The sequence below is a fragment of the Paenibacillus sp. 23TSA30-6 genome, assembly GCF_014858585.1.
GTDB lineage: Bacteria > Bacillota > Bacilli > Paenibacillales > Paenibacillaceae > Paenibacillus.
Genome location: NZ_SLTL01000027.1, coordinates 23,813 through 41,336, shown reverse-complemented (window position 1 = coordinate 41,336; position 17,524 = coordinate 23,813). Strand labels below are relative to the sequence as shown.

At 49.6% G+C, this 17,524-nt stretch carries 14 protein-coding genes; 12 read left to right on the top strand and 2 right to left on the bottom strand.

Features of this window, described 5'->3' with window-relative positions:
- Positions 1–27: 27 nt before the first annotated feature.
- The 9 genes from argF (at position 28) to E0698_RS20775 (ending at position 11,816) form a co-directional block, all read left to right on the top strand.
- Positions 28–984 carry an ornithine carbamoyltransferase gene (argF, locus tag E0698_RS20815; protein ID WP_192512789.1) on the top strand — a complete coding sequence of 319 codons (957 nt, stop codon included), beginning with the start codon at positions 28–30 and terminating at the stop codon, positions 982–984.
- A 113-nt stretch (positions 985–1,097) separates the two neighbouring features.
- On the top strand, positions 1,098–2,333 hold the full coding sequence (locus tag E0698_RS20810) for an argininosuccinate synthase (protein ID WP_044646925.1): 1,236 nt from the start codon (positions 1,098–1,100) through the stop codon (positions 2,331–2,333).
- Positions 2,334–2,423: 90 nt separating this feature from the next.
- Complete coding sequence (gene argH / locus E0698_RS20805; protein WP_192512788.1) at positions 2,424–3,836, top strand: argininosuccinate lyase; 1,413 nt, start codon at positions 2,424–2,426, stop codon at positions 3,834–3,836.
- A 521-nt stretch (positions 3,837–4,357) separates the two neighbouring features.
- Complete coding sequence (locus E0698_RS20800) at positions 4,358–4,609, top strand: hypothetical protein (RefSeq protein WP_149095598.1); 252 nt, start codon at positions 4,358–4,360, stop codon at positions 4,607–4,609.
- The gene (locus tag E0698_RS20795; protein ID WP_192512787.1) at positions 4,602–7,064 is read left to right on the top strand and encodes a glycosyltransferase family 2 protein; all 2,463 of its coding nucleotides are present in this window, start codon (positions 4,602–4,604) and stop codon (positions 7,062–7,064) included. The genes E0698_RS20800 and E0698_RS20795 overlap by 8 nt, the downstream gene beginning before the upstream one ends.
- 23 nt (positions 7,065–7,087) lie before the next feature.
- A complete protein-coding gene (locus tag E0698_RS20790) occupies positions 7,088–8,095 on the top strand; it encodes a glycosyltransferase family 2 protein (RefSeq protein ID WP_134912221.1) in 1,008 nt (335 codons plus the stop codon).
- The gene (locus E0698_RS20785) at positions 8,058–8,477 is read left to right on the top strand and encodes a GtrA family protein (protein WP_192512786.1); all 420 of its coding nucleotides are present in this window, start codon (positions 8,058–8,060) and stop codon (positions 8,475–8,477) included. Before E0698_RS20790 ends, E0698_RS20785 begins: the two co-directional genes overlap by 38 nt.
- The gene (locus tag E0698_RS20780) at positions 8,474–10,075 is read left to right on the top strand and encodes a glycosyltransferase family 39 protein (RefSeq protein ID WP_192512785.1); all 1,602 of its coding nucleotides are present in this window, start codon (positions 8,474–8,476) and stop codon (positions 10,073–10,075) included. The genes E0698_RS20785 and E0698_RS20780 overlap by 4 nt, the downstream gene beginning before the upstream one ends.
- 109 nt (positions 10,076–10,184) lie before the next feature.
- Complete coding sequence (locus E0698_RS20775; RefSeq protein ID WP_192512784.1) at positions 10,185–11,816, top strand: ArnT family glycosyltransferase; 1,632 nt, start codon at positions 10,185–10,187, stop codon at positions 11,814–11,816.
- A gap of 112 nt (positions 11,817–11,928) precedes the next feature.
- Here the strand turns inward: E0698_RS20775 and E0698_RS20770 are convergent, their stop codons facing one another.
- On the bottom strand, positions 11,929–12,717 hold the full coding sequence (locus tag E0698_RS20770; protein WP_134912225.1) for an alpha/beta hydrolase: 789 nt from the start codon (positions 12,715–12,717) through the stop codon (positions 11,929–11,931).
- Between the two features lie 267 nt (positions 12,718–12,984).
- Between E0698_RS20770 and E0698_RS20765 the strand changes: the two genes are divergently transcribed.
- Positions 12,985–14,142 carry an S-layer homology domain-containing protein gene (locus E0698_RS20765; RefSeq protein ID WP_192512783.1) on the top strand — a complete coding sequence of 386 codons (1,158 nt, stop codon included), beginning with the start codon at positions 12,985–12,987 and terminating at the stop codon, positions 14,140–14,142.
- Between the two features lie 94 nt (positions 14,143–14,236).
- On the opposite strand, the gene E0698_RS20760 is transcribed toward E0698_RS20765, so the two are convergent.
- Complete coding sequence (locus E0698_RS20760; RefSeq protein WP_192512782.1) at positions 14,237–15,655, bottom strand: VanW family protein; 1,419 nt, start codon at positions 15,653–15,655, stop codon at positions 14,237–14,239.
- 224 nt (positions 15,656–15,879) lie between these two features.
- On the opposite strand from E0698_RS20760, the gene ftsE reads away from it, so the two are divergent.
- Positions 15,880–16,566, top strand: a complete 687-nt coding sequence (gene ftsE / locus E0698_RS20755; RefSeq protein WP_014278394.1) for a cell division ATP-binding protein FtsE — start codon at positions 15,880–15,882, stop codon at positions 16,564–16,566.
- Positions 16,556–17,473, top strand: a complete 918-nt coding sequence (gene ftsX, locus E0698_RS20750) for a permease-like cell division protein FtsX (protein ID WP_192512781.1) — start codon at positions 16,556–16,558, stop codon at positions 17,471–17,473. The genes ftsE and ftsX overlap by 11 nt, the downstream gene beginning before the upstream one ends.
- The last annotated feature ends 51 nt before the right edge of the window (positions 17,474–17,524 follow it).

Below are 17,524 nucleotides of genomic sequence, written 5' to 3'. Positions count from 1 at the left end.
GATGAGAGTATAAAAGGAGACGATAGCATGAGCCAGGGCGGCGCATTGCAGAAAATCAATCTAAAAGGGCGGGATTTTCTGGAGTTGGACGACTACTCGACCGAAGAAATTCAATATTTAATTGATCTCGCCATCGAAATCAAGCGCAAGCATAAAAATGGAGAAGCCTATCAGCCGCTGAAGGGGAAAACGATCGGACTGATTTTCGAAAAATCCTCTACACGTACGCGGGTATCTTTTGAAGTCGGCATGTTTCAATTGGGCGGGCATGCCCTTTTTCTCAGTAAAAACGACATTCAACTAGGACGCGGTGAGCCTATTAGCGATATGGCACAGGTGATGTCTCGTTATTTGGATGGCATTATGATCCGCACCTTCGGACACGATAATGTTGTAGAGTTGGCGCGTAATGCCTCTGTTCCTGTGATCAATGGCTTGAGCGATTTGGCGCATCCGTGTCAGGTGCTGGCTGATTATCAGACCTTGTATGAGCAAAAGGGCAAGCTTAAAGGACTTAAATTGGTCTACATCGGGGACGGCAACAATATGGCGCATTCCCTGTTGATTGGTGGAGCGAAGCTTGGCGTGCATGTATCGATTGCAAGTCCTGCTGGATATGAGCCTGATCCGAGTGTTGTGGCAGCTTCCCGTGAGATTGCCAAGCAAACCGGCAGTGAGATTGTGATTACCCAAAGTCCGCAAGAAGCAGTAAAGGATGCAGATGCGATCTACACGGATGTATGGGCGAGCATGGGCTTTGAGGAAGAGCAGAAGGAGCGGGAGCTTGCTTTTGCCGACTTCCAGGTGAATGAGGAACTGGTTAAGCTGGCGAAGCCGGATTATCTGTTCCTGCACTGTCTGCCTGCGCATCGTGGCGAAGAAGTGAGCGCAGGTGTAATCGACGGACCGAATTCAGTGATTTTTGATGAGGCTGAGAACCGTCTGCATGCCCAAAAAGCATTGATGGTTGCTTTGATGGGATAAAGAAGTTATGTTTTATGGTTAGAAAGATTGCATTTGTGGAAGATGATCTGTAGATTTAGATGCAGATGTGAATGAAAGATAGTGGCTAGAAGCATTCGGGGAGGATTTCAATCATGGCAAAAGAAAAAATCGTACTCGCATATTCCGGCGGTCTGGATACGTCGGTCATTTTGAAATGGCTTAAAGAAACCTATGACGCTGAAATTATAGCGTTTACCGCAGATATCGGACAGAAGGAAGAGCTGGACGGTTTGGAGGAAAAAGCGCTCGCTACGGGAGCCTCCAAAGTGTATATTGATGATCTGCGTGATGAATTCGCCAAGGATTTTATTTATCCGATGTTTCAGGCGGGTGCTTTGTATGAAGGACAATATTTGCTAGGAACGAGTATTGCACGTCCATTGATCGCTAAACGGATGGTGGATATTGCGATTGCAGAGGGTGCAACAGCTATCGCTCACGGCGCGACAGGCAAAGGCAACGATCAGGTGCGCTTCGAGCTGAACGCGGCGGCGTTGACGCCCGATATCAAGGTGATCGCACCTTGGCGGCTGGAAGAGTTCCGCAATCAGTTCCCGGGCCGGGCAGAAATGATTGCCTATGCGGAGAAACACGACATTCCGGTAACCGCTTCTGCAGCCAAGCCATACTCCATGGACCGTAATCTGCTGCATATCAGCTATGAAAGCGGCGTGCTGGAGGACCCTTGGTTTGATCCGAGCGCTCCTGAAAACAAAGAAATGTTCTTGCTCAGCAATGCGCCTGAGGATGCTCCTGATGAAGCAGAATATTTGGAGCTGGAGTTCGAAGCAGGAAATTGTGTCGCTTTGAACGGAGAACAGCTAAACCCGTTGCAGGTTATGGAAAAGCTGAATGAGCTGGGCGGCAAGCATGGCATCGGACGTGTGGACATGGTGGAAAACCGTTTTGTCGGTATGAAGAGCCGTGGAGTGTATGAGACGCCGGGCGGTACGATCCTGTTCACAGCTCATCGCAAAATGGAGTCCATCACGATGGATCGCGAGGTCATGAATCTGCGCGACAGTCTGATTACTCGTTATGCTACGCTGGTCTACAACGGTTTCTGGTTCGCGCCGGAGCGTGTGGCTTTGCAAGCACTGGTTCATGAGAGCCAAAAGAATGTCAGTGGTACAGTGCGCGTGAAGCTGTACAAAGGCAACATTATTGGCGCAGGTGTCAAAAGTCCGGTCAGCTTGTACAACCCGGATATTGCGACAATGGAAGCCGACCCGACACAAGCCTACGACCAAGGGGATGCAACTGGCTTTATCCGCTTGAATGCCTTGCGTTTGAAGGTCAATGCGGGAGTAGCCAAAAATAATAAATAAATGAGTTAACCTAAAAATGTACGGGATGCGGGCCGTCCTTGTCCAAGTGACGAGGGCGGCTTGTATTGCAGAGAGGGGATCTTGCAAAAAATGAGTAAGCTATGGGGCGGACGTTTTACGAAGCAGACCAACAAGCTGGTAGAGGAATATACGGCTTCCATCGGATTTGATCAGGCGTTGGCGGAAGAAGATATTCAGGGCAGTTTGGCTCATGTGGCCATGCTGGGCAAATGCGGCATTATTCCGCAGGCCGATGCGGATACGATCAAGGAAGGACTACACACGGTATTGGAGCGTATCCGCCGTGGGGAGATTGAATTTTCGGTTTCGGACGAGGATATTCATATGAATATCGAAAAAAATCTGATCGAAGCGATTGGTCCGGTTGGCGGAAAGCTGCACACCGGGCGTAGCCGTAATGACCAGGTGGCAACGGATATGCACTTGTATTTGCGCGGACGTGTAGTGGCGCTGGTCGGTATGCTGCATGATGTACAAGCCGCACTAATCGGGCAGGCGAAGGATAATCTGGATACGATTGTACCCGGATATACGCATTTGCAGCGGGCGCAGCCTATTTTGTTCGCGCATCATTTGCTCGCATATGTATCAATGCTGGAGCGCGATATTGACCGACTCAAAGACAGCTACAAGCGCATTAATGTATTACCGCTCGGTGCGGGTGCTTTGGCTGGAACGACCTTTCCAATAGACCGTCATTTTGTAGCCGAGCAACTGGGTTTTGATGGCGTGTATGAAAATAGTCTGGACGCCGTTAGCGACCGGGACTTTATCGTAGAGTTTCTGGCTGGAGCTTCGCTAATCATGACGCACTTGTCGCGTCTAAGCGAAGAGCTGGTGTTGTGGAGCAGCACGGAGTTTGGCTTCGTGGAGCTGGATGATGCTTTTTGCACAGGCAGCAGCATTATGCCGCAGAAGAAAAACCCGGACGTACCTGAGCTGGTACGCGGTAAAACCGGACGCGTCTATGGCAATCTCGTTGGACTGCTGACCGTATTGAAATCCTTGCCGCTGGCGTACAACAAGGATATGCAGGAGGACAAGGAAGGCATGTTCGATACTGTCGCTACGCTGGAAGGGGCTTTGCAATTGTTCGCGCCGATGATCGCGACGATGAAGGTGAACAAGGATCGCATGCGTCAAGCGGTCAATCAGGACTTCTCCAATGCGACAGATATTGCAGACTTTCTCGTCGGTAAAGGACTTCCGTTCCGTCAGGCGCATGAGGTCATCGGCAAAACGGTACTGTATTGCATCCAGCATGGCAAGTATTTGCTTGATCTGACACTGGAGGAATTCCAGCAGTTTTCCGATTTGTTCGACGACCGCATCTATGAAGTGCTTCAACCAGAAGCGGTGGTTAATGCCCGGAATGTATACGGCGGAACTGCAACCGGACAGGTACAGGCAGCTATTGGACGCAGTGAACAGCTACTGAGCAGCACGTCTACATGGTTTGAAGGGCACAAACGGAGTAACTAATCAGCTAAAAGAAATATTATTCTCTGCACAGCAGCGGGATGTTGTGTAGAATTTGATAGTGTAGCACGTATAGCAGGATATCAAGACAGCAAGGGCACCGTTCGCGGTGCCTTTTGTGCTTTTTAAGGTATTTGGCTTTAATGATGATCTGAACAATAGTGGATTGCGTAAGGTTTCCTGGACAGGTACAATCACGGGAACTATAAAATAGTTCTATATACCTATGTATGCGTTAGTATGAAAGTTTCTAGGATTTACATTTTCGTATACCTACTCCTACTACGATTATGGTAGAATAGCACTAAGTTTTTAATTGGATTACCAATTCATCAGGACAAGACTGGTATCAAATGAATAAGTGGAAGATTTTGAGGGTTCTCTTTTGACCAGAAGACTTGCATTAATGTGTAAATGAAGGGTTTAAATGAGAATAAGAGAATGCCCTGCTTTTCAGGAAGAAGTAAGACTATGGATGCAGGGACAGGGCAAGAGGCAGAGTCGGGACGGTTCAGGGAGGTATTATGAGAAGCAAAAGAACGGCGCGGCAGTTAAAGAGCGCATGGATCGGTTATCACGCTTCTGACGCCGATCAGCTGGTGTCTTCGTTGCACGAAGAGCGGATACAGGCGGAGAAGTTGCTGCGCGAGGAACGGGAGCTTTTCCACGCGGCGCTGGAACGGAAGAAGCAACGGGACGCGGAGTTGAAGCAGCTACTTGCGGATTCGCTCGCAGAAGAGCGGCGTTGGATTGAAAGGGCGGGAATCCATGGGTGACAGGCTGAGGTGGCAGGTTGGGGGAGTTTCAATTCCCCAAACCAAGAGAAGAATAAAAGAAGAGCGTCACCAGATCGCTCGACTGGAGCAGCAACTGGAGGCCCAGCGGACGGAGCAGGCCCCGGTGCTGTACAAGCTGGATTTTCATATTGAGGAACTGGAACGGCGGCTCCAGGATACGGAACTGCGTATCCAGGCATTACAGAGCGCAGCGGATACGGCAGCAGCGGTGGAGCAGTTGCTGGATGAGAGTGTACAGGATGGACAAGCGCAGAAGGCGCAGGTCCAATATGCTAGTGGTCAACAGGAACAGGCTGCAGCAGGAGCCGCCTTGGGAGCAGTCTCCGGCTCGTCTGGTTCGGCAGGCGGAGAGGCCGCCACGAGAATACAGAACGGACGGAACGGCAAGGCTCGCCTGGGAGACCAATTGGTGGACAACGGCATGATTACCCGCGATCAGCTGACGGACGCCATCCGAAACCAAAAACGTTACGGTGGCAGGCTGGGCGACATTTTAGTAGAGATGGGCTTCATTACCGCCGAGCAGCTACAGGAACAGGTGGACGGTGATGAATCCAAAGAGCGACTGGGCGACATGCTGGTACGTTCCGGCTATATTGCACCGGAGCAACTGGAGCGGGCCCTGGAATTCCAGGCGAAGAGCGGCGGGCTGCTCGGCGACATTTTGCTTTCATTGCAAATGCTGGAGCCTGCGGATTTGTACCGCGCGATTGCTACACAGAACCGGATCGGCCGTATTGGTGAAGAACTGGCACTGGATGCAGCCTATAAGTTACCCGAGCAGGTGGCCATGGCTTACGGCGTGGTCGTCATTCATGAATATATGAACCGCTATATTGTGGCGGTCAGTGACCCGTTGCCAGAAGAGCGGCGCTTGAAGCTGGAGGAAATCCTCGGCATGCCGGTGGAGCAGGTGCTGGCGACCAAGGAAGAGATGGAGCAGCTCTGGGGTAAGATCTACGGTGAAGAAATGATGCAGGAGAGCACGACCGGATTGTTGGAAAAAGAGCCGCATAATTCGGCGCGCACGACCTTTACGAAGGGACAACTGTGGGTGTTCGCGGCGATGGGCGTGATTACGCTGCTCGGTCTTTTCTGGAACAGCTGGAATACGGTGCTGATCATCAATATGCTGATTCAGCTGTTTTATTTTGCCATGACGCTATTTAAATTTGGTATTATTTATCTCGGTTCCCGGCGTGGGGCGCAGCTTCGCTTCACGAAGGAAGAGGTCGACGCCATGGATGAGAAAAAGCTGCCGATCTATACGATTCTCGTACCGATGTACAAGGAGGCGGGCGTGCTTCCGATGCTGTTGCGGAATTTGGAGCAGCTTGATTATCCAAAATCCAAGCTGGATGTGCGGCTGCTGATTGAAGAGGACGATATTGAGACCATTGAGCTGCTTCGTGAAATGAAGCTGCCCGCCTATTATACGACACTGGTCGTCCCTGACGGCTTGCCCAAAACCAAGCCGAAGGCGTGTAACTACGGACTTATTCGGGCGCGCGGCGAATTTGTGGTTATTTATGATGCCGAGGATCGTCCCGACTCCGACCAGCTTAAAAAGGTCATTGCGGCGTTCGACTCGCTCCCTGAGCATTATGCGTGTATTCAAGCGAAGCTCAACTATTTTAACAGTACGCAAAATTTGCTGACCCGCTGGTTCACGCAGGAATACAGTATGTGGTTCGAACTGCTGCTGCCGGGTATTATGCAGTTAGATACGCCTATTCCTTTGGGCGGAACATCCAATCATTTTCGGATATCCGTACTCAAAGATATCAATGCGTGGGACCCCTACAATGTAACCGAGGATGCCGATCTGGGTATACGTCTGTATAAAGGCGGTTACAAAACCGCCATTGTCGATTCTCGTACATGGGAGGAAGCGAACAGTCGCGTAGGGAACTGGATTCGTCAGCGGTCACGCTGGATCAAGGGATACATGCAGACATGGTTGGTTCATATGCGTAATCCGGTGAAGCTGGTGCGCGAGGTGGGCTGGAAAGGCTTTTTCGGCTTTCAGGTAATGATTTTGGCGACACCGATGCTACCTTTGCTGAATCCGATCTTTTGGGGATTGCTAATTTTATGGTTTGGCTGGGAAATGGACTTTATTCCCAAGCTGTTCCCGGGTTATGTGTATTACCTGGCGAGCGCGGAATTTTATATCGGTAATTTTTTGTTCGTATTCAGTAACGTGGCCGGAATGTATTGGGTCATCGGGGAACTGGAAGAGCGCGGTGAACGTACATTTTCATATGCGATGGTCAAATATGGGCTACTCTCGCCGTTATATTGGGTACTTATGAGTATAGCTGCGGTGAAAGCAGCTTGGCAGCTCATTACCAAGCCGTTCTATTGGGAGAAGACGACGCATGGTCTGACCGATATGCACGACTTGGATGATGCCCCGGCACAGTCCTCCTGAATATGAAGAAAGAAGGAGCAAGAATGGAGACAAAAACACCTTTTTTATCCGTTGTCATTCCCATGTACAATGAAAGCTCGCATCTGGAGCGTTCCCTCAAGGTGATTGATGGGGTGCTGTCTGTTGTCACTTCACGTTATGAGCTGATTGTCATAGATGACGGTTCCAAAGATGATACGTGGCTCAAGCTGTCTGAATTGTCCCGCCGTATGCCTTCTCTGCTTGCACTTCGGCTGAGCCGGAACTTCGGCAAGGAGCTGGCGCTGTGCGCTGGTTTGGAAAATGCCTCCGGCGATGCCATCATCGTCATGGACGGCGATTTGCAGCATCCTCCTGAGATGATCGGGGAAATGGTGCGTTTATGGCAGGATGAGGGATACGATCTGGTCGAATGTGTGAAGGAATTCCGTGGAGAAGAGTCGGTGGGTAAAAAGCTTGGGGCTTCATTGTTCTACGCGACCTTGAATCGTCTGACAGGCTTTAACCTCAAAGATGCCTCGGATTATAAGCTGTTGGATCGCCGGGTGGTGGATGCCTGGATGGCGATGCCTGAGCGGATTCCGTTTTTTCGCGGGATGACGGCATGGCTTGGTTTCCGTAAAACCCAGATTTCGTTCAAGGTAGCTCCACGGGAGGAGGGTCCGAGCCGCTGGAGTCCGTTCGGGCTGATTCGGCTGGCAGCGGAAGCGATTGTTTCGTTTTCAACGGTGCCGTTGCGGGTAGTAAGTTTAATGGGACTCATTTTTATGCTGATTTCAGTTGTATTGGGAATTCAAACCTTGGCGCACAAATTAACGGGTACCGCTGTGACCGGTTTTACAACTGTTATTTTGCTGCTCTTGATTATCGGCAGTGTATTGATGCTGTCCATCGGAGTGGTAGGAGAATATATCGCCGCCATATATCACGAAGTCAAAGCCAGACCTCGTTATCTGATTGCAGACAAACGGGCGAACGCTGACCGATTGTGGGTGGACAGGGAGTTTAATCAACATGATCAGACGTTCATATCTAAAGTATCCAATCATTAAATATGGCATAGTGGGGCTGCTGGGTACAGGTATCCATGTCGGTGTACTTGTGCTGCTGGTAGAGCTGTTCAAGGTGCCTGCGGTAACAGCTACGACGATAGGATTTGTGGTGACGCTGCTCGTCTCGTATGTGCTGAATCGCAACTGGACGTTCGAGCCCACCGGCGAGGGGAGTCGCACCCAGTTTCTTAAATATTTGTTGGTTTGCTCCTGTGGCCTGCTCTTGAATGCAGGTCTTATGTACGCAACCATTCATTGGATCGGCTGGTCGTATCTGATTGGTGAGGTACTGACCACCATCATCGTGCCCGTTCATAATTATATCTGGAATCGCTATTGGATCTTCTCCGTTCCACAACAGCGTCAGAAAGAGACTTCATGATTTTGAGAAAACACGGAAAAATGTTAACTTTGTTCGCTTGCGTTACTGCGCTTGAACTGGCGGTGGGTATTTATTTTGCCTGGCATCTCGGCTATATGCACACCGATGCGCTCAGTCGGGTCGCTAACGCCTTTTATGTGCTATACAGCCGTGATCCTCATCTGGGGGCTATCGGGTTCGTATGGAATCCGTTGCCCAGCCTGATGGAGCTGATCGTGCTGTTGTTCTATCCATTATTTCCGGTGCTCGCTTCTCACGGGCTGGCGGCCGTGATTATAAGCAGCCTGTTCGCAGGGGCCAGTGCGGCACTATTGTACGGAACCGGAAAACAACTGGGGCTTCACGGTGGAATCAGTCTGCTGATTGCGCTGTTATTTTCGCTGAATCCGTTCATGTTTTTGTTCGGCTTCAACGGGCTGAGCGATTCGCCGTATATCTTCTTTATTCTTCTGACGGTGACCCGATTCTGTATGTGGTTGAAGGATCGCAAGGCGGCACACTTGATTGTGTCAGGCTTTGCTCTCGCTTTGGCCTTCTGGGTGCGCTATGAAGCGGTTCCGCTCGGTATGGGGATGGCTTTTGGGGTACTGCTGACGGTTCTTTTTCTACATCGGCGGCGCATCGCCAAAGACACGAATACAAAGGGATTATCCATCCGTGAGCGTCTGTACAAGGTGGAAGCGACCTGGCTGTTGTTATTGCTGCCGATCATCTTTTCTGGTCTGCTCTGGATCTTTTTTAACTGGATTATTATGGGGGACCCGCTTTATTTTTTACGTTCGGAATATTCCAATGCCACCCAATCGGCGGCTTTGCTGGAGGATCAGCGTTTTGCGGCGATGTTTGCCCATCCTGCGCTGATGCTGCAATTTATCGGGCAACGTACTTCATGGTATGTGGCCCCGCTGATTGCAATTTTGCTCGTACGTTTATTGGACAAGCGTCTGTTCAGTTGGAGCACATTAACACTGCTGGCAATCTTCCTATCCGTACCCGGTCTTCAATTTTTGCTGATGCTCAAGCAGTCTTCTTTCGGCTGGTTTCGGTACTTTATGTACGTGTTCCCGATTACAATCGCCTGGGTGCCATATGAGCTAAGTTTATTGAAGGGGAAAATGCGGGGAGTCGGAGTGTCTATGGTGACAGCCGGGATGCTGATTACAGCAGGCTTGTTGTCCTATGCGCTCAGCAATCCCGCTATTGCGGCAGATGAACACAGCTACCTGACGCATAGTGGAAATGAAAGCTATGACCGGCAATTAATTGAACGAAAAATTGCGCCGTGGCTGGATGAGCATTATAGTTCGTCTCTCATTTTGACAGATTCCTATGCGGCTTATCCAATTATTTTGAGCAGCATGATTCCAAAGAAATTTATGATTACGAGCGACTATGATTTTGGAAAATCCTTAACGGATCTGCCTGCTTCCAAGGTGGATTATGTTCTGGTAACGCGCATGGTGGAAGGGGTTCCACTGGATCAGGTAAACCGAAGCTATCCCGATCTGTTTGAAAAGGGCGCTCCGTGGGCTTCCCTGATACGTGATTTTAGTGGACAGTGGCGGTTGTACAAAGTGGAACATGATATAGAGCCATAATAATTGTATTTCAGGCAGCAGAGTAGTCGCGGTTGGGTTGATCCGGCTGTAGGAGGGAATTAGGATTCCAACCGTATTGCTACAACAAGTTTGAGGGGGAACGAGAGGAATGTCCTTTCGCAAATGGTCTGCAAACAGATGGATGGTTATAGGTCTGTTTGTGTTTATACTTGCGTTGGAGCTGTCCGCAGGCATCTATTTCAGCTACGTTCTGGGATATATGCATACAGACGCGCTCAGTCGCGTAGCCAATGCATTTTATGTGCTGTATAGCCGTGATCCGCATTTGGGTGCCATCGGATTCATCTGGAATCCGTTGCCCAGTCTTTTGGAAATGGTGATATTACTGCTATATCCGTTATTTCCAGCATTAGCATCCTACGGATTGGCGGCTGTCATTCTGAGTGCTACCTTTGCCGCTTTGACAGGTGTGCTGCTGTATCGGGCAGGTGTCAGAACAGGGCTTGGCTCGGGAATGAGCTTGATACTGGCGCTGCTCTATGCGCTGAATCCGTTTATTTTACTATTCGGTGCTAACGGACTGAGCGATTCGTTATACATATATTTTATTATGATGACAGTGATTGAATTTGCGCTGTGGCTCAAGGACCGCATGACGGCGAGTCTGATCGTATCCGGGTTAGCGCTTGCCATGGCGTTCTGGACTCGATATGAAGCAGTCCCTCTGGGGGTGGCGATGGCAGGCGGCGTGGTCGTGGCCATTCTGTTTCTTCACCGGAACATGGGCAGACGTGAGCTGCCTTTTCGGGAAAAGCTACATAAGGTCGAGGCGACTTGGCTGCTTCTCCTGCTGCCTGTTGTCTTTTCCGGTCTGCTGTGGATTTTCTTTAACTACCTCATTATGGGAAATGCCTTTTATTTCCTCAATTCGGAGTATTCCAACACAGCGCAATCGGCAGAGCTGCTAAATGATGATAAATTCGTGGAAATCTTTAATCATCCGTTGGTTGCTTTGAAATTTATCGCTTCCAAAACCCTCTGGTATTCTGTGCCGTTGTTTGCTATTCTGCTCATTCGCCTGATAAGCGGGCGGTTGTTGCGGTGGGGCACGCTGATTATTTTACTATTGTTCCTGTCTGTGCCGGGTTTACAATTTTTACTCATGATGAAGCAATCTTCATATGGATGGTTTCGCTATTTTATGTATGTGTTTCCGATTACCGTCGCCTGGCTGCCGTATGAGCTGAGTCAGCTCCAGGGTAGAGCGCGGCGGGCGGCCTTTGGTCTGGTGTCCGCCAGTCTGGTGCTTACGGCCGGATTACTTTCCTATGCACTGACTCGCCCGGATATCGCGCCGGATGAGAACAGCTTCCTCACACGAACAGGTAATGTGAACTATGTGAGACAGGTATCGGACCGGAAAATTGCGGTCTGGCTGGATGAGCATTTGCCCAAGTCAACCATTATGACCGATTCGGCCTCAGCCTACACCATGATCGTGTATAGCCAGTACCCGAAGCGCTTCCTGATCACAAGTGATTATACGTTTAATAGGGCATTAAGTTTTCCGCAGGAAAGTCATGTGGATTATATCCTTGTACCTCAGATCAAGTCGGGCATGCCACTGAGTAAAATCAACATGGTGTATCCGAATTTGTATGAAAAAGGAGCACCCTGGGTTCAGCTCGAACGCGAGTTTAACGGGGAATGGCGCTTGTACAAAGTGCTACCCAAGTCACAATCCGAATCTCCATCTACGGCTACGACGACAGCTCCTTGATGTGTGGCAGGACCATGAATTGGTTAGCATATTGCTTCATAACGAATACCCACAGCTTAACCACTTCGCCATGATACGGCGAGGGAAGCTGCGGGTATTTTTTTACACCTATTTACCGCCCCTTGAGCGGTAGCCAAGCGAGTACATCCTGAATTTTCGCGTCCCAGTATCCCCATTCATGAGTCCCTGGACCCTCTTCGTAGGTCAGTGGAATCCCGGCAGTAACGCACGCTTGTCGAAAAGTCTGGTTTCCCTCATACAGAAAATCCTCCGTACCACAGCATTGGTAGAGCCGAGGGAGTGAAGTCCCCAAGGGAGCATGACGTTGTAGCAGCTCCAGCAAGTCATGATCTGTTCCGCGTATTTCATCTGGACCAAAAATGTGACTCCATTCCGCCGAACTCATCGCTTTATGTATAGGGTCGATGCGTGCCGCATGTAAATCCATCACCCCCGAGAGACTGGCCGCGGCCGCAAAGCGCTCTGGATGCTGGAGTGCCAGTTTGAAGGCGCCGTACCCGCCCATGGAAAGACCGGCAACAAAATTGTCTTCCCGCTTAGCGGACAAGGGAAAGAAGGAGCGTGCCAAAGCTGGCAGTTCTTCACTGATAAAGGTTCCATATGCCCCTCCCTGCTCCATATCCGCATAAAAACTCCGGTGTACCTGTGGCATTACAACAGCAATGCCCAGTGAAGCAACGTAGCGTTCAATGGAGGTTCTGCGTAACCAGATCGAATCATCGTCCGACAGGCCGTGCAGCAAATACAGTGTAGGGTGTGGCCCGGTTCCTTGCTTGCCCTCCAGTCCTATCTGCGAACGGGTTTCCTGAGGGAGAATAACATGCATGGATGTGTTCAAGCCAAGGATTTCTGAATAAAATTGACATTGGATAAGAGCCATAGAAAAACCTCTTTTACTAGGGATTTTGTGACCTTATTACAGTGATCTAGTATACGACTGATGATTTATTCAGTATAACGTAGCCTGTCCAAATATACATATCCAAGTAAATAACTAGGCATTAAGTCCCGAGTCTCATGTATCCTACATAAGGACGGGTTATGGTTATATGGGACGATTTTTTTAATTTGGGGGTTATTTGGGTTTGATTTCTGGTAAAGTGTTTAAAAAAGAATGGTGAAGCCAATCAAAGGAGGAATTCAGAGTATGGGAAATAAGTTCAGAAACACGATTACTGGTGTATTGAGCACAGGTCTTATTCTTAGCGCATTCAGCGCAGCAGCAGCCGCCCCTCAGAATACAAGCGGTCATTGGGCAGGAGACCAAGTACAACGTTGGTCGGCTACAGGAAAATTAGACGGTGCGGTGAAAACGGATGAAGCCATCACACGTGCAGAATTTATCGTTCTCTTGAACCGTAGTCTCGGTACGTTCACGCAGGATACTCCAGCCGTGACGGACGTAACGTATGCGGACAGTGTTCAGGTAAACGGTAATGGAAACAGAACATTCAAAGATGTACCAGCTTCGCACTGGGCATACAATGAACTGACAAATGCCGTGAATGCAGGTTACATAAGCGGCTATGCAGATAACAAGCTCAAACCGAATGGGAAAGTAACACGTCAGGAAGCAGCGGCTATTGTGGGCAAAGCCATTGGACTGACAGCAGGTAACGCGGCAGATGTCACCAAGTTCATAGACTCCGACAAAATCGGATCATGGGCGAAGAAAAGTGTAGCTGCCGCTGCGGAGCAAAAAATTATCAATGGTTATCCTGATGGTAAATTCCAGCCATTGAAGTCGCTGACACGTGCAGAAGCGGTTGCCATTCTGGATGCAGCTTCCGGTTACAACCTGAGCGCGGTTGATAATCTTACATCGACTCCTGGCGGAACGGTAACAGATTCCACATACAGTAACGTTACGGATTCGACGTATGGTAACACGTCTACTTCTTCTGGAAGCGAAACAGAAGATAGCAGTACCAGCACTGACAGCACAACGAATAACAGCACTAATACGACTACGGATACTACGGACAGCTCCACAACAACAGATACAAGCACCGATACAACTACAGATACAAACACTGATGCGGTAGCTACCAGTGATACACTTAAAGTAAACGAAGTGTATGACGGCGAAGGTACGATCACAGGGACAGCTAAAGCAGGTTCCACAGTAACCGCCTATTCCAATGATTTGCCAATCGGTAGTGCAGTAGCCAAGGACGACGGCACGTTCAGCATTAACGTGCTTACTCAAAAAGCCACTGTTAGACTGATTATCAAAGCTGTGGATGCCGACGGTAACGAAAGTTCGCCTGTAGAAATTTCTGTTTCAGGCAAACGCAGCGAGTAAGGCCATCCTGTCACTTGAAATCCCCCTTTAACTCCGCTGGTACCCATCCAGGCGGTAGTCGAAGGGGGATTTTTGCTATGATGCTATGCGAAGTTTATTCACTTATGCCATCTTCTACAATAGGCTCCTGCTGTTCGCGTGTCTGCGACTCAGGCGATGCGCTTCCGCCGCGAACAGCCACAATGCGCTGCTGCGCACGGTAGGTATCACGGCTGATTCGGGTGCGTTCAACGGTCTTGCCATCCACGATCTTCATTCGGTACGTTTCCACCACGTATCCTGCCTTGCCCTGCCGAAGTACCTGATAGAAGCCGGGGGAAAGTGAGTCATTACGGATTGTCTTCTCTGGAATGGGTAATACACGAACCGTACGCGATTCCAGCTCATAGGACACATTGGACGGGAAGGTGCCGAAAAATTTGACGGTCAGCGTCCGGTTTTGGACAGCGGCATGAAGGAGCAAATGCTTGCCGGTATTGTTTTTGAAGCGAAAATTGATGGACCCCGTAGCAAAAGTCGCATCCTGCCCTTTGGGCAAATAGCTGACCGGCATGGAATGGTTGCGGCGCTCAACAATGTCCAGACCGACTCGCAGCGCCGCATTGTAGACGGTGCTGGATACCTGACAAATCCCGCCGCCGATGCCCGGTTCCAATTGTCCATTCACGATCACCGGGGCTTCACGAAAGCCGTGTGTGCGCTCAGCCTTGGCAATGATTTGGCCGTAATCGAATATCTCGCCCGGCTTGAGAATCAAACCGTCAACGGTGCTTGCCGCTGAATTGACGTTGTACACACGTCCTTCCGAGCTGCTGCCAAGGCTGGTGGAAAACTGGACGATTTTGCGCTCAATCCCTTCGCTTCGCAGACCGTCCACCGAAATTTCCGGCTCTAGTTGACGAAACGGCAACTCCACCCGCACTGGCTCCCCGGAAGCAGTAAAATCCTTGGGCAGCGCCTTATCGAGCGCTACGCCCAGTTTGGACCAATCCAGGCGACTGGCAGAGCGGCCCGGAATATAGCGAACCTGATCGTCCCCGTCGATCTGGCGCGTGGCATTGACAGGTTTGCCGTATCGTTGTTCCTCCCAATCGGCTCCCAGCCTGGCCTGCAAGGCCGACTCTTGCCGGGAAGGTGTGACGGTCCATTCTTTTCCAAAGGAAAACCGCGTCAGCGCGCGAGTCCAAAGATGCTCCGAGCCGAGCGCGTTCACGGCATCACGGAATGCCTTCGTTTCATAGTGGATACCCGCTTCCCCGAGCGTAAGCTTGATATCCTGCGCGCTACTGTCGCTGTCCGTCAGGATTAGGGGGCGTTGCTTCAATGCATTTAGTTTCGTGTCCAGCAGTCGAAGCGCGGCTGTTTTATTCATGGTTCCCACATTGACTCCTCCGACTGTTACGCCTTTCGGCAGCGTTTGCCTGTCGGCGTACAGATGCAGTCCTCCCCACAACATGGCCAACGCCAGAATTACAGTCCATATCCAGATGAAGGATAAATGAATTTTTTTCATAATGCGGCTGTCTCCTGTCTCGTAAGCTTGGCAGCGTGTTCATGTGCCATAATATTCATATATATGTGCCAAAAGCAGAAAACTTTCGGTACTATTTAGGTAACAAATTTGTTACAATGATAAACGGTATGATGAAATACAGGACTTTTTAAAGGAAATGCATGGAATATGTCGAATGGATATTAAGTTATACGTAATATGATTAAGCAGCGGGAAGTGATCGAGTGATTGAAATGCAGGATGTGTGGAAGACCTATACTAATGGAACCCACGCACTTCAGGGAGTATCGGTCAAAATTGACCGTAATGAATTCGTATACGTAGTCGGCCCGTCCGGGGCGGGTAAATCGACTTTTATGAAGCTTATTTATAGAGAAGAAGTACCGACCAAGGGGCAAATTTCAGTTAATGGATTTAATATCGGGAAGCTCAAGCAGCGTAAAATTCCCTACGTTCGTCGTAACATCGGAGTCATTTTTCAGGATTTCCGGCTTTTGCCGCGTTTGACGGCCTATGAGAATGTCGCTTTTGCGATGGAAGTCATTGAGGCTCCCAAGAAGCTGATTCGCAAACGGGTGCCGGAAGTGCTCGAATTGGTTGGCTTGAAAACGAAAATGAATCGCGAGCCTGCCCAGCTTTCCGGTGGGGAGCAGCAGCGCGTAGCTATTGCACGGGCTATTGTCAACAATCCGTCCGTGATCATTGCCGATGAACCCACAGGTAATTTGGACCCCGAAACATCGTGGGAGATCATGCAGTTGCTGGACGAAATTAATTTTCGCGGCACGACCATTGTTATGGCGACACACAATAAGGACATCGTAAATTCCATGCGTAAACGCGTCATTGCCATCGAAAATGGCAACATCGTAAGGGATCAGGTGAGAGGGGAGTACGGATATGACTTTTAATACCTTCTTGCGTCATCTGCGGGAAGGCTTCAAAAACATATTCCGCAATGGCTGGATGTCCGTGGCATCCGTCACCTCGATTGTTGTGTCACTGCTTATACTGGGTGTGTTTATTATGCTGGTGCTTAACGTCAACTCCTTGGCTGATCAGGCGGATAGCCAGGTGGAGGTTAACGTATTTTTGGAGCTGAATGTAGAACAAAACATGCGTGAAACGCTGCAAAAGGAAATCGCGGCGATGCCGGAAATTAGCAAAACCACCTTTATCACCAAAGCTCAAGGCTTGGAGGAGTTGCGAAAAGATTTGGGAGACAGCGGCAAGGAGCTGCTGGAAGGTTTTGATAAGGACAGCAATCCGCTTCCAGACAAAATCGTTGTAGAGGTCATTGAACCGACGACGGTCCCATTTGTGGCTGAGAAGATTGAGAAGCTGAACACGATACATCCGGAGAAACCGATTTTAAAGGTCCGTTACGGAAAAGGTACCGTGGAGACGCTCTTCACCATTACCAAGCTCATCCGTAATGTGGGCTTTATATTCGTAGCTGGATTGGGACTTATGTCCATGTTCCTGATTTCGAATACGATCCGCGTGACCATTTTGGCACGACGCAGAGAGATTGGCATTATGAAACTGGTTGGTGCGACCAACTTTTTTATACGATGGCCGTTTTTTATTGAAGGTGCGCTTATTGGCCTGATGGGTTCTGTGATTACGGTAGGTATTTTGTTTGCTGGTTATCAGCGTTTGCTTACAGCCATTCAAGGCGATATTGCACTGAATATGTTGAAGCTTATGCCGCTTCAGGGCGTTTGGATTCAATTGAGTGCCTTGCTTATCATTTTGGGGATGCTTGTCGGGATTGTAGGCAGTACCCTATCCATGCGCAAGTTCTTGAAAGTATAAAGATTCATTGGTGGACGTCATAGTCGGTATTCTTTAGAACGGGGAAGCCGG